The 12519-nt window shown below is 75.7% G+C and carries 10 protein-coding genes; 6 read left to right on the plus strand and 4 right to left on the minus strand.

Going from position 1 to position 12519, the window contains the following annotated elements; all coding sequences use genetic code 11:
- Nucleotides 1-33: 33 nt before the first annotated feature.
- A complete protein-coding gene (locus ACWEO5_RS12625; RefSeq protein WP_452162398.1) occupies nucleotides 34-1260 on the minus strand; it encodes a glycoside hydrolase family 6 protein in 1227 nt (408 codons plus the stop codon).
- A gap of 242 nt (nucleotides 1261-1502) precedes the next feature.
- Here ACWEO5_RS12625 and ACWEO5_RS12630 point away from each other — a divergent pair, with 242 nt between their 5' ends.
- Nucleotides 1503-1952, plus strand: coding sequence for a hypothetical protein (locus ACWEO5_RS12630; RefSeq protein WP_452162399.1), 450 nt, complete (start codon nucleotides 1503-1505; stop codon nucleotides 1950-1952).
- A gap of 68 nt (nucleotides 1953-2020) precedes the next feature.
- On the opposite strand, the gene ACWEO5_RS12635 is transcribed toward ACWEO5_RS12630, so the two are convergent.
- Nucleotides 2021-2818, minus strand: a complete 798-nt coding sequence (locus tag ACWEO5_RS12635) for an AraC family transcriptional regulator (RefSeq protein ID WP_452162400.1) — start codon at nucleotides 2816-2818, stop codon at nucleotides 2021-2023.
- Nucleotides 2819-2867: 49 nt separating this feature from the next.
- On the opposite strand from ACWEO5_RS12635, the gene ACWEO5_RS12640 reads away from it, so the two are divergent.
- The gene (locus ACWEO5_RS12640; RefSeq protein ID WP_452162401.1) at nucleotides 2868-3308 is read left to right on the plus strand and encodes a DUF2000 family protein; all 441 of its coding nucleotides are present in this window, start codon (nucleotides 2868-2870) and stop codon (nucleotides 3306-3308) included.
- 52 nt (nucleotides 3309-3360) lie between these two features.
- Here ACWEO5_RS12640 and ACWEO5_RS12645 read toward each other — a convergent pair whose 3' ends face one another.
- On the minus strand, nucleotides 3361-4710 hold the full coding sequence (locus tag ACWEO5_RS12645; protein WP_452162402.1) for a metallophosphoesterase: 1350 nt from the start codon (nucleotides 4708-4710) through the stop codon (nucleotides 3361-3363).
- A gap of 560 nt (nucleotides 4711-5270) precedes the next feature.
- Here ACWEO5_RS12645 and ACWEO5_RS12650 point away from each other — a divergent pair.
- The 4 genes from ACWEO5_RS12650 to ACWEO5_RS12665 all read left to right on the plus strand — a co-directional run bounded on the left by ACWEO5_RS12650 (nucleotide 5271) and on the right by ACWEO5_RS12665 (nucleotide 11487).
- Nucleotides 5271-6092 carry an aggregation-promoting factor C-terminal-like domain-containing protein gene (locus ACWEO5_RS12650; RefSeq protein WP_452162403.1) on the plus strand — a complete coding sequence of 274 codons (822 nt, stop codon included), beginning with the start codon at nucleotides 5271-5273 and terminating at the stop codon, nucleotides 6090-6092.
- Between the two features lie 235 nt (nucleotides 6093-6327).
- Entirely contained in the window at nucleotides 6328-7323 is a 996-nt protein-coding gene (locus ACWEO5_RS12655; protein ID WP_452162404.1) for a glycosyltransferase family 2 protein, read from the plus strand.
- Between the two features lie 228 nt (nucleotides 7324-7551).
- A complete protein-coding gene (locus ACWEO5_RS12660; RefSeq protein ID WP_452162405.1) occupies nucleotides 7552-8379 on the plus strand; it encodes a hypothetical protein in 828 nt (275 codons plus the stop codon).
- Between the two features lie 219 nt (nucleotides 8380-8598).
- Nucleotides 8599-11487: an FAD-binding and (Fe-S)-binding domain-containing protein gene (locus ACWEO5_RS12665; protein WP_452162406.1), complete on the plus strand. Its 2889-nt coding sequence runs from the start codon at nucleotides 8599-8601 to the stop codon at nucleotides 11485-11487.
- On the opposite strand, the gene ACWEO5_RS12670 is transcribed toward ACWEO5_RS12665, so the two are convergent.
- Complete coding sequence (locus tag ACWEO5_RS12670) at nucleotides 11472-12470, minus strand: Gfo/Idh/MocA family protein (RefSeq protein WP_452162407.1); 999 nt, start codon at nucleotides 12468-12470, stop codon at nucleotides 11472-11474. The genes ACWEO5_RS12665 and ACWEO5_RS12670 overlap by 16 nt on opposite strands.
- Between the last annotated feature and the right edge of the window lie 49 nt (nucleotides 12471-12519).

Below are 12519 nucleotides of genomic sequence, written 5' to 3' on the forward strand. Positions count from 1 at the left end.
GTCCGTGGGTGCCGCGGTGTCAGTGCCGCGGTGTCAGTGCTGCGGCAGCAGGTTGGTGTTGAAGGTCAGCTTCGGGGCGGCGCCGGCCACCAGGGAGCGGGCCTGCTCGGGCCACCAGCCGCCCGCGATCGGGTCGACCGAGCCGTACTCGGGGTCGGCCGGGCCGGCGGTGCCGCGGGTGCAGCTGCCGTCGGACTCGCCGGGGACCTTGATCCAGAGGAAGGCGTCCAGCAGGGCCTGGCCGGTGTCGGCGGTGGGGCGGGTGCCCAGGCCGCGGGCCGGCGGGTTGCACCAGGTCTGCGGGTCGCCGGTGTACTTGCCGGGCTCCGGCGTCCACGGGCCCTGGCCGTTGCGGCTGCTGTCGATCACGAAGTGGGTGAGCTTCGCGCCGGCCGGGACGCGCTCGGCGTACCAGGCGTCGGCGTCCGCGGCGGGCCAGTACTGGTTGGCGCAGGAGTCGGCGGTGGCGCCCGGCGTGTTCTGCAGGTACCAGACGCACTTGGAGACCAGCGTGCCGTAGCGGGTCAGCGAGGCGTCCGTCTGGTAGTTCGACACGTTCAGGAAGAAGCCCTGCGCGTTCGCGACGCCGCCGTCGATCAGCAACTGGGCCTGGGTGCCGACGTTCTGCCAGGTGCTGTGCCCGGCGTCCAGGTAGACGATCGCGCCGCGCTGCTGCTCCAGCCGGTTCACCGCGCCGGAGATCTCGGCGAGGCGGTCCTGCTGCTGGGCGGCGGTGCCGCCGCAGAACGCGGGCGACAGCGCGAGGCCGTCCGGCTCCAGGATCACGACGGTCTTGCGGTCGCCGATGCCGCGGGCCAGCGCGTCGATCCAGGCCGCGTACTCGGTGCTGTTGGACGCGCCGCCCGCCGAGTACTGCGAGCAGTCCCGGCCCGGCACGTTGTAGGCGACGGTGACCGGCACCTGCTTGGCCCGGGCCGCCTTGGCCTGCAGCGCGGCCATCGCGTCGGTGGTCTGCTGCGGGGTCGCCGTCCCGTTGAACCACTGCGCGACCGGCCAGGACGCCAACTCGGCCATCGCCAGGGCGCCCTGCAGGTCGTGGGCCTTGAGGTCGGTCAGCGCCTGCTGGGCGGCCTTGCTCGCCGGGTCGACGTAGAACCGGGTGTCCGGCGCGAGGGTCCGCGCCCCGGACGCGGCGGGCTTGGCGGGCGCGGCCTGGGCCGGGGCGGTGGCGAGTCCGAGTCCGGACGCGAGCAGCACGGTCAGCGAGAGCGCGGCTCGAACGGGGTGGGGTGAGCGCATGGCAGGTCTTCTCCCGGCAGGGATCGTCGGTCGGCGGAGGCGCCCATGCAGCCAGCCCCGTGACCCCCCGTCAAGGCCGCCGGGCCCGCCCCCCGCCGAACCCGCAGCAGGAACCGCCCGGACCTCCCCGCCCCGGTGAAACTTTCACCCCCGGGCGGCGGGCCCTCCTCGGGGCCCCTCGGCCGGACGGTCCGGTCGGGTACCGTCGGCGGCGGGCCGAGGTGACTGCGGGCGGAGGAGAGATGACGGACTTTCCGGTTCTCGGGATCCCCGGCTGGAGCGGGCAGCGCGGCCCGGCCGCCGTCGGCGGGACGGACAGCGGCGGCGGGCCGCGCGTGGTGGACTCGGTGATCCACTCCTACCTGACCGCCGGACGCCGCTCCGCCCCGCTGCTGGTGATCGCCCAGTCCGTGGGGCGGGAGCAGAGCGGGGCCGCGCTGCGCAACCTGCTGGGCCACCGCGGGCGCCCGGAGCACGCCGGGCTGCTCGGGCCGGCCGACCTGGAGGAGACCGCCGTCACCGTCACCGGGGTGCCCCGGCCCGGGGTCCGCCACCGCTGGGCGGACCGGCGGGTGGCCCTGCTGGTCTTCGACTGGGAACGCACCCACGTCTGCCTGGCCTCCTGGGAGCACCCGCTGGACGACGCCCTCCTCGCCGCCCTCGGCCCGCTGCGCCCCCGTCCCCTGCCCTGAGCGGAGGACCGTGCTGCCGCGCCGACCGACCGCCGGTGCCCGCTCCTCCGCCCCCGCCGCCGCCCCCGTCACCGCCCCCTGCGGGCGAAGCGGCCCGGGGTGGTGCCGACGATGCGGCGGAAGTGGCGGGTCAGGTGGGACTGGTCGTGGAAGCCGAGGGCGGTGGCGACGGCGGTCGGGGGGTGGCCGTCGAGGAGGAGGTGGCGGGCCCGGTCGATCCGGCGGGTGGTGAGGTACTGGTGCGGGGGCAGGCCGAACGCGGTGGTGAAGGCCCGGACCAGGTGGGCGGGGTGGGCGTGCAGCCGGGCCGCGGCGTCGGCGAGGGTGGTGCGTTCGGTGAGGCGGGCGTCGAGCAGGTCGCGCAGGTCGCGGGCGAGGCCGGAGTCGGGGGGTGCCGCGGCCGGGCCCGGGCGCAGGTGGTGGCGGAGGCGTTCGGCGACCAGGGCCAGCCGGCTCTCGGCCTGGAGCTCTTCGCCCGGGGTGCCGAGGGCGGTGTGCAGCTGTCCGACCCGGCGGCGCAGCAGCGGGTCCGCGAGGTCGGGGCCGTCGACCGCGGGGCCGATCAGCTCCCGTCCGAGCCGGTCGGGTTCGAGGTAGATCACGCGTTTGCGGAAGCCGTCCTCGGTGGCGGGCGAGCCGTTGTGCGGGACGTCCGGGGGCAGCAGGCTGACGGTGTCGCGCGGGGTGCCCCGGCGGTGGCGGTCGAGGTCGTAGCGGACGGCGCCGTCGTCGACGATCAGCAGCGTCCAGGAGTCGTGGACGTGCATGGGGTACCGGTGGGCGGTGAAGTGCGCGTGGAACACCTCGACCACGCCGGGGACGCGCGGCCGCCAGGCGGTGGTCTCCTCCGGCGGCGCTGCGGGCATGCGAAGAACGTACAAGACCGGGTGCGGTTCCGGGCGGCACGCTCGGTGCATGGACAACACCTCGACCGCCCCCGTTCCCGTCCGCTTCGACAGCAAGATCGCCGTGCTGCTCCGCGAGGACCTCGCGTCGTGGCAGCGGCTGAACGTGACCGCCTTCCTGGTGAGCGGGCTCGGCACCGCCGTGCCGGAGCTGGTCGGCGAGCCGTACCGGGACGCGGACGGGGTGGGCTACCTGCCGATGTTCCGCCAGCCGGTGCTGGTCTTCGAGGGCGGGTCGGAGCTGCTGTCCGCGGCGCACGGGCGGGCGCTGTCGCGCGGGCTGCCGGTGGCGGTGTTCACCGCGGACCTGTTCGCCACCGGCAACGACCGGGACAACCGGGCGGCGGTCCGGGCGGTGCCGACAGCGGGGCTGGAGCTGGTCGGGCTGGCCGTGCACGGGCCGCGCAACGCGGTGGACAAGGCGCTCAAGGGGGCTCGGATGCACCCCTGAACGGCCCCGGGGTCCCGGGCCCGCGCACGGGGCTCGGGCCCGCGAACGGGGCTCAGGCCCGCAGCGAGGCGAGGGTGACCACCGTGATGTCGGAGGGCGCGCCGACCCGGACCGGCGGGCCCCAGGCGCCCGCGCCGCGGGTGACGTAGAGCTGGGTGTCGCCGTAGCGCTCCAGGCCCGCGACGGTGGGGTTGGCCAGTTCGGCGAGGTAGTTGCCGGGCCAGAGCTGGCCGCCGTGGGTGTGGCCGGAGAGCTGGAGGTCGACGCCGTGCCGCACGCTGTCGTGGACGGTGACCGGCTGGTGGGCCATCAGCACGGCGGCGCGGGTCCGGTCGCGGTCGTCCAGCGCCCGCGCGTAGTCGGGGCCCTGGCCCTGCGCGGTGCCGGCGATGTCGTTGACCCCGGCCAGGTCGAACCAGGGCAGTTCGACCCGGGCGTTCTCCAGCGGGTGGACACCCAGCTCGCGGACGAACTCGACCCAGGGCGCGGCGCCGGAGAAGTACTCGTGGTTGCCGGTGACGAAGTACGCCCCGTCCCTGGCCCGCAGGTCCGCCAGCGGGCGGGCGGCCGGGCCGAGCTCGGGGACGGTGCCGTCGACCAGGTCGCCGACCACGGTGATCAGGTCGGGCTGGACGGCGTTGATGGTGTCGACGATCCGCCGGGTGTGCGCCTTGCCGAGGATCGGCCCGAGGTGGATGTCGCTGACCACCGCGATCCGGTAGCCGTGCGCCGCGCGCGGGAGCTTGGCCAGGGGCACCGTCACCTGCTTGACCCGCGGCCCGCGCAGCACCCCGTACGCGCCGTTGCCGACCACGCCGACGGCCACCGCCGCCGCGCCCCCGGCCACCACCCGGGAGACGAACAGCCGCCGGGACGCCTCGACGGCGGCGGGCCCGGCAGGCGCGGCGGGGACGCCGGGTGCGGCGGGCCCGGCAGGTGCGGCGGGGACGCCGGGTGCGGCGGCCTCTGCCGGCGCGGCGGGTGCGGCGGCCTCTGCCGGCGCGGCGGGTGCGGCGGTCTCTGTCGGCCCGGCGGGGACGGTGACCGGCGCGGGGGCGGTGACGGCCGCCGCGGGCGTCCGGCGGCGGGCGTGGCGGCGGTGCAGGCGGAGCAGCAGCGGGCGCAGGGCCTCGCCGGCCAGCAGGGCGAGCAGGAGGTAGATGCTGACGGCCATCCAGAGGTAGCCGGGCCAGGCGAACCAGCGTTCCACGGCGAGCGGGAAGGCCCGGCCGCCGATCGGGGCCAGCACCATGAGCACGGGCAGCAGGAAGGCCAGGACGGTGCCGGTGCGCCGGTACCGGCCGCCGGGGCGGGAGACGTCGCGGACCGTGCGCCGCCACAGGTACCAGTGCGCCACCCCGAGCAGCCCGAGGGCCGCCACCGCCACCACCGCGATCATCATGGGGCCAGTATCCGTACCGGGCCGGGGGCGCCGGACGGCGGGTCGGCGGGCGGTGGACGGCGGGTGTCCGGGCGGCTGCGGTGGGTGGTGGTGCGGCTCCGGTTCCCGGTCACCCCCTGTGAGCCCGAGCACATCGGGGCGGTGGTCTACTGCCCCGGATAGTGGGTGTGCGGCGGATCGCGGGGGCGGGCGCCGGCGGTGACCGACGGGCGGGTCGCGGGGGCGGCGAACGCGCAGGTCAGCGATGGGTGGACGAAGAGTCGGGTGCGGGTGGGTTTGTCCGCTCGGCGGGCCGGGTAAGCCCGGCCTTCACCGCCTCCGCCACCGGTTCGGCTACTACGGTGCGTAGTTTCGGGGGCCATTGTTCGGCTCTCCGGCGTCTGCCAAGAATGTCCCGTCCGCCAGGGGCCGGCCGGTCCGTCCGCCGCACTCCCTGCCACCGCGTGCGTCCGCCGCGCCCCGGCCGTTCCCCGGCCGCCGGGCCCCGGCCCGCTCCGCGTCCCGGTCGGCGGCCACCGTGTCCGTCCGGCCGTCCGGCCCCCGCGCGAGGAGAGGTCTCCGTGCACCATCGCAGGACCCTGACCCTTTCGGAGAAGCTCCACCGCCACCGGGCCGCCCTGGTGACGGGCATCGCGACGCTCGCCGTCGCCGGGACCGCCACCCTGGCGCTCGCACTGCCGCAGGGCGCGGCCACCGCCGACGCCGTCGCGGACCCGACCCCGGCCGCCGGGCCGCAGCAGGCCGCGGACGCCTTCGCCTCGCGGTCCGCCGCCGCCTCGGCCTCGGCCGCCGCCTCCCGGCAGGCCCGGGCGGAGGCCGACGCGGCCGCTTCGGCGTCCGCGCAGGCGTCGGCGGAGGCCAGTGCCAGCGCGTCCGCGTCGGCGCAGGCGGAGGCGGACGCCAAGGCGGAGGCCGCCGCGAAGGCGAAGGCCAAGGCGGAGGCCGCGGCGGAGGCCCAGGCGTCCGCGGAGGCGAAGGCCCGGGCGTCCGCGTCGGCCTCGGCGGCCTCCCGGGCGCAGCAGCGCCCGTCGCTGGCCGCGACCGCCTCGCCCTCGGCCACCGCGTCCGGCTCGTCCTCGTCCTCGTCCGCGTACAGCGGCACGCCGCAGCAGATCGCGGCGCAGATCGTGCCGGCGGGCCAGCTGCAGTGCTTCTCCAACATCGTGGAGCGGGAGAGCAGCTGGGACGTGCACGCGACCAACGCGTCCTCGGGCGCGTACGGGCTGATGCAGGCGCTGCCGGGGTCGAAGATGGCCTCGGCGGGTTCCGACTGGCGGGACAACCCGGTGACGCAGATCAAGTGGGGCCTGCAGTACATGAACGAGGCGTACGGCAGCCCGTGCGCGGCGTGGTCGTTCTGGCAGTCGCACAACTGGTACTGACCGGGCCGCCGTGCGGGCCGCCCGCACGGCGTCTCCGCAGCTCCAGCACGGTGCGTACATCTGACGATACGTCAGCAAGTCACGGCGATCCGTCCTGTATCCGGACATTTCAGCGCACACACGTGTCCGTTCGGTGAAGATTTGGCGAACTTCCCGTGGCCGGTGTCCGGTATCACCGCTTTGGTGCGGCTTCCGACCTTTGCCTGGGGCTGTCCCCGCCCCTAGCCTCCCGGCCATGGCCCCACCACTGATCACCGTCGTGCTGCCCGCTTACGACGAGCAAGGACAACTGAAGGAATGCCTCGACTCGCTGCTCGGGCAGTCCTTCCGCGAATTCGAGATCATCGTGGTGCAGACCCCGTCCGAGCACTGTCCGGAGCGGCTGGTCGAGGCGTACGAACTGCGTGACGCCCGGGTGCGGGTGCTGCGGACGGACACCGAGACCGGCATCGGGCGGGCCCGGATGGCGGGGGCGGCGCACGCCCGCGGGCAGTACCTGCTGTTCCTGGACGCCGACCACCTGCTGCCGGAGGACGCCTTCGAAGCGATGGAGGCCCGGCTCGCCGAGACCGGCGAGGTCGACGTGCTGCTGTTCGGCCACGCCCGGGAGTACCGGGGCAAGCGCTGGCCGGGCAACGCGGCCGAACTGCTGGCCGCCGCCGGGCCGGAGGTGTTCTCCCCCGCCGAGCGCCCCGAACTGTTCGGCGCCCCGCCGCTGGTCTGGGACCGGCTGATGCGCAGCGGGACCATCCCGGCCTTCCCGGACGGCTTCTACGAGGAGGTCTCGGCGGTGCACCGCTCGCTGCTGGCCGCGACCCGGGTCGCGGTGCTGGACCGCGAGTGCGTCACCATCCGCCGCCGCCACACCCTGCACCCGGCGGGCAGCGAGGGCGCCACCCACTTCGACGTGTTCGACCGCTACCAGAGCACCTTCGAACTGCTGGACGCCCAGCCCGCCGAGGCCGAACCGGTCACCTCCACGGTGCGCCCGCACCTGTTCACCAGGATGATCCGGCACTACCTGTTCGTCTTCGACCTGCCCGGCTGCCTGACCCGCGCCGAGCGCCCGCAGTTCTTCCAGCGCGCCGCCGAACACTACAAGCGCTTCCTGCCCAACGGGTACCGGCGCCCCGAGGGCCGCGAGGGCATCAAGTTCTCGCTGCTGGCCTCGAATTCGTACGCCACCTTCGAGGTCGCCAAGTTCTCCCGGCTGGCGGGCGGCCGCCGCTGAGCCGCCGCCGGGGCACCGGCGGGACGGGGCCGAGCCTCCGGCCGGGCGCTCGGGCGGTCGTCCGGGCAGTCGTCCGGTCGTCCGGTCGGGTCGTTGCGAACGACACGTCAGCGGCGGTGTCCTGACGCCCCGTCGGCCGGGGCCGCGGGGTAGAGTCCGTCCCGCAACCGCAGCTCACCGCGCCCAGTTCCGTGCACGCACCCACCGGACCGGAAGGCGAACTCCCCGATGTCCTCCCCTGCTTCCCCGTCAGCGGCCCCGACGCCGGACCCGGCCCCGGACCCCTCGGTCGCCGACCCGACCGAGACCGCCGACGGGCCCGGCCCGGAGACTGCGGGCCAACTCCCGCCGCAACGGCTGATGTCCAACTGGACGCTCCTGCTGCTGGGGGCCCTGCTGCTGGCCGAGGCGTTCGCCTGCATGGCCGTGCTGATCAGCGTGTGGACGCCGCTCACCACGCTGACCGCCGAACACGCCCCGACCGGCGACCCGATGCCGTGGACGGTGCTCGGCCTCGGCCCCTGGCACCTGACCTCCAACACCGCGATGCTGCTGGCCGTGCTCGCCGCCAGCGGTCTGGGCAGCTTCGTGCACGCCGCCACCTCCTTCGCCACCTACGCCGGGAACCGGCAGCTGCTGCCCAGTTGGCTGCCCTGGTACCTGCTGCGCACCGCGATCGGCGGCGCGCTCGCCCTGCTGGTCTACTTCCTGCTGCGCGGCGGCCTGTTCGCCAACGGCACCGACGGCACGGCCACCAACCCGTACGGCTTCGCCGGGATCGCCGGACTCTGCGGCCTGTTCTCCAAGCAGGCCACCGACAAGCTCCGCGAGGTCTTCGACACCGTCCTGACCACCAGGGACGGCGCGGGCGACGACGAACGCGACGACAAGATCCAGGCCGCCGCGCCCACCTCCCCCGCTGCACCCGCCACGGCACCCGCCGCACCCGTCGTGCTCACCGTGCCCGTCCAGGCCGCACTCCCCCGGCCCGAACCGGTGGACCCGAGCCTGCCGGTCATCCCGCAGCAGCCCTCCGCCTCCTCGGAGAGCCCCTGACGGTCCGCCAGTTCGCCCCCCGTACGGGATGAAGCCGTTGCGGCGCAGTACGCGCTGCGAGGGCAGGTTCTCCGGGTTGGTGCCGGCCTCGGCGCGGTGCGGGCGTGGTGCGGGGTCGCCCGGTCCGTCGCCGCCGAGACGAACGCCTTCAGCGACTCCGCCTCCGTCCCCGCCCGTCGCGTCCGCCGGTGTCCGGCTCCGCCTGGGATGATCGGGGGCATGGCCTCCGATCTCGCCCGCGCCCTCGCCGCCGCCGTCCGTGGCGAGGTCCGTTTCGACACCGCCGAGCGCGCCGTGTACGGGCAGGACGCGTCGAACTACCGGCAGGTGCCGCGCGGGGTGGTGAAGCCCGTCGACCGGGCGGACGTGCGGGCGGCGCTGCGGGTGTGCCGGGAGCGCGGGGTGCCGGTGGTGGCGCGCGGGTCGGGGACGAGCATCGGCGGGCAGGCGATCGGGCCGGGCGCGGTGGTGCTGGACTTCCGGCGGCACTTCGGGCGGGTGCTGGAGGTGGATCCGGAGCGGCGCACCGCCCGGGTCGAGCCGGGTGCGGTGCTGGACGAACTCCAGCGCGCGGCACGGCCGTTCGGGCTGCGCTTCGGGCCGGACCCGTCCACCCACAGCCGGTGCACGGTCGGCGGGATGATCGGGAACGACGCCTGCGGTTCGCACTCGCTGGCCTGGGGCCGGACCTCCGACAACCTGCACGCCCTCGACCTGCTGCTGGCCGACGGCACCGAACTGTCCGTCGCCGGCCCGCTGCCGCCCGCCGAGCGGGCCGCGCTGGCCGCCGCCCCGGGCCGGGTCGGCCGGCTGCACCGGGAGTTGCAGGCGCTGGCCGCCGACAACCTGGCGCTGCTGCGCCGGGCGATGCCGGTGCTGCCCCGGCGCGGCTCGGGCTACCCGCTGGACGCGCTGCTGCCCGAGCGCGGCTACGACCTGGTGCGGGCGGTGACCGGCACCGAGGGGACGTGCGCGCTGCTGCTGGAGGCGACGGTGCGGCTGGTACCCGAACCGGCCGCCCGGGCGCTGGTGGTGGCCGGGTACCCGGACGAGACGGCGGCGGCCGACGCGGTGCCCGCGCTGCTCCCGCTGGAGCCGCTGACCTGCGAGGGGATGGCCGCCGACCTGGTGGCCGCGCTGCTGGCCTCCGGCCCGCGCCCGCCGGTGCTGGACCGGCTGCCGGCCGGCGCGTGCTGGCTGTTCCTGGAGACCGGCGGCGCGACGCCCGCCGAAGCCGCCGACCGGGCCCGGCAGTTGGCGGACGCGGTGCGGCGGGAGCGGGCCGCGGCGGTCGCCCTGGTGACCGACCCGGGCGAGCAGCGGGCGCTGTGGGCGATCCGGGAGGCCGGCGCGGGCATCGTCACCCGGCTGCCGCCGGGCCCGGACGGGCGGCCGGGCGGCGCGGCCTGGCCGGGCTGGGAGGACTCCGCCGTCCCGGTCGAGCAACTGGGTTCGTACCTGAGGCAGTTGCGGACGCTGCTGAAGCGGCACGGGCTGCGCGGGGTGCCGTTCGGGCACTTCGGCGAGGGCTGCGTGCACCTGCGGTTGGACTTCCCGCTGCGCGAACGGCCGGAGGGTTTTCGGGAGTTCATGACGGAGGCGGCGGACCTGGTGGTGGCGCACGGAGGTTCGCTGTCGGGCGAGCACGGCGACGGGCAGGCCCGGGCCGAGCTGCTGCCCCGGATGTTCCCGCCGCGGGTGATCGACCTGTTCGCCCGGTTCAAGCGGATCTGGGACCCGGACGGCCTGCTGAACCCGGGCCTGCTGGTCGACCCGCGCCCGCTGGACGCCGATCTGCGGTTCCCCGGGCGGGAGTTGCCGCTCGCCCTGGCCTATCCGGAGGACGGCGGCAGCCTGCTGTCGGCGGTGCACCGCTGCGTGGGCGTGGGCAAGTGCGTGGACACCGCGTCGGGGGTGATGTGCCCGAGCTACATGGTGACCGGCGAGGAGCGGCACTCGACCCGGGGTCGGGCCCGGCTGCTCGGCGAGATGCTGCGCGGCGAGCTGGTCACCGACGGCTGGCGCTCGCCCGAGGTGCGCGAGGCACTGGACCTCTGCCTGGGCTGCAAGGGCTGTGCGAGCGACTGCCCGGTGCACGTGGACATGGCCGCCTACCGGTCCGAGTTCCTGTACCACCACTACCGGTTCCGGCCGCGCCCGGCGGCGCACCTGTCCTTCGGCTGGCTGCCGCTGTGGCTCCGGCTGGCCCACCTGGCGCCGCGCGCCGCCAACGCCGCGCTGCGCGGCCGGTTCAGCGGGCCGGTGCTCAAGCGGCTCGGCGGTGTCGACCCGCACCGGGAACTGCCCGCGCTGCCGGAGCGGCGGTTCAGCGCCTGGTTCCGCGACCACCGGGCCGCGCACCCGGCGGACCCGGACGCCCCGGCGGTGCTGCTGTGGCCCGACTCGATGTCCGAGCTCCTCGACCCGGCCCCGGCCCGGGCCGCCGTCCTGGTGCTGGAACGCCTCGGCTTCCGGGTGCTGCTGCCGTCCGGCCCGGTGTGCTGCGGACTGACCCTGATCGCCAGCGGCCAACTCGGCCTGGCCCGCCGGGTGGTCACCCGCTCGCTGCGCAACCTGGGCGAACTGCCGCCCGACCTGCCGGTGGTGGGCCTGGAGCCGTCCTGCACGGCCACCCTGCGGTCGGACTGGGCCCGGCTGCTCCTCGACCGGACGCCCGAACTGCCGTCCCGGGTCCGCACGCTGGCCGAGTTCCTGGACGAACGGGAGGTCGAGCTGCCCGGGTTGACCGGGACGGCGATGACCCAGGTGCACTGCCACCAGCACGCCGTCCTCGGCACCGCCGCCGACCGGCGGATCACCGCCCGCCTCGGCCTGGAGAACCGCGAACTGGACGCCGGCTGCTGCGGGTTGGCGGGCGCGTTCGGCTTCGAGCGCGGCCACTGGGAGGTGTCGGTGGCCGCCGCCGAACGCGCCCTGCTGCCCGCCGTCCGGGCCGCCGCGCCGGAGACGCTGCTCCTCGCCGACGGGCTCAGCTGCCGCACCCAGCTCACCCAACTGGAGCCCTCCGCGCGGCCGTTGCACCTGGCGGAGGTACTGCTGCGGGCCTTCGAGCAGGACGGGGAAGCGCCCGGTCACTCGCCCGGGTAGCGGACCCCGATCCGTTCCCGGACGGCGTCCAGGGTGCGCATCACGGACAGCGTGGAGTCCAGCGGCACCAGCGGCGACTCCGGCTCCCCGGCCCGCAGGCAGCGCATCACCTCGGCCGCCTCCAGCCCGTAGCCGTGCCCGGCCTTCGCCGGGCCGGTGAAGACCTCGGGCTCGGCGCCGTCCCGGTGCAGGGTGAACCCGGCCGGGTGGAAGAAGTCCCGGTCGATCTCGATCCGGCCCGCGCTGCCCTGGACGGAGGCGCGCTGGCCGCACTGCACGTCGAGCGAGCAGGACAGCAGCGCGGTCGCGCCGCCCGGGTGGCCGAGCAGGATGCCGGTGTTGGCGTCCACCCCGAGCTCGGTCAGCCGCGCCCACGCCTGCACCGACTCCGGTGCGCCGAGCAGCAGTTGGGCGAACGCGACGGGGTACACCCCGAGGTCGAGCAGGGCGCCGCCGCCCGCCGCCGGGTCCCACAGCCGGTGGGTCGGGTCCTCCTTGGCGGTGAACCCGAACTCGGCCTGCACGGAACGGACTTCACCGATCGCCCCGTCCGCGACCAGTTCGGTGATCCGCCGCACCGTCGGGTCCAGGTACGTCCACATGGCCTCCATCAGGAAGACCTCGCGCTTGCGGGCCAGCGCGACCAGCTCGGCGGCCTGCCCCGAGTTCAGCGTGAACGGCTTCTCGCACAGCACCGCCTTCCCCGCCTCCAGCAGCAGCGCGGTCGCCGCGTGGTGCGCGGCGTGCGGGGTCGCCACGTAGACCACGTCGACCTCCGGGTCGGCCGCCAGCTCCTGCCAGCTGCCGTACGCGTGCGCGATGCCGTGCCGTCCGGCGAAGGCCCGGGCGGACTCCTCCCGCCGGGAGGCGACCGCGAACGCCTCGGCGCCGGGAACGGCGAGCAGGTCCTCCACGAAGGAGGTGGCGATCCCGCCGGTGGCGAGGATCCCCCAGCGGATCGGACGGTCGATGATCGGCTGCACGGAAAACTCCTCCGGTCCGGCGGTGGTACGGGCTGCCCCACCCTATCCA

It is taken from the genome of Kitasatospora sp. NPDC004272, from assembly GCF_053603035.1.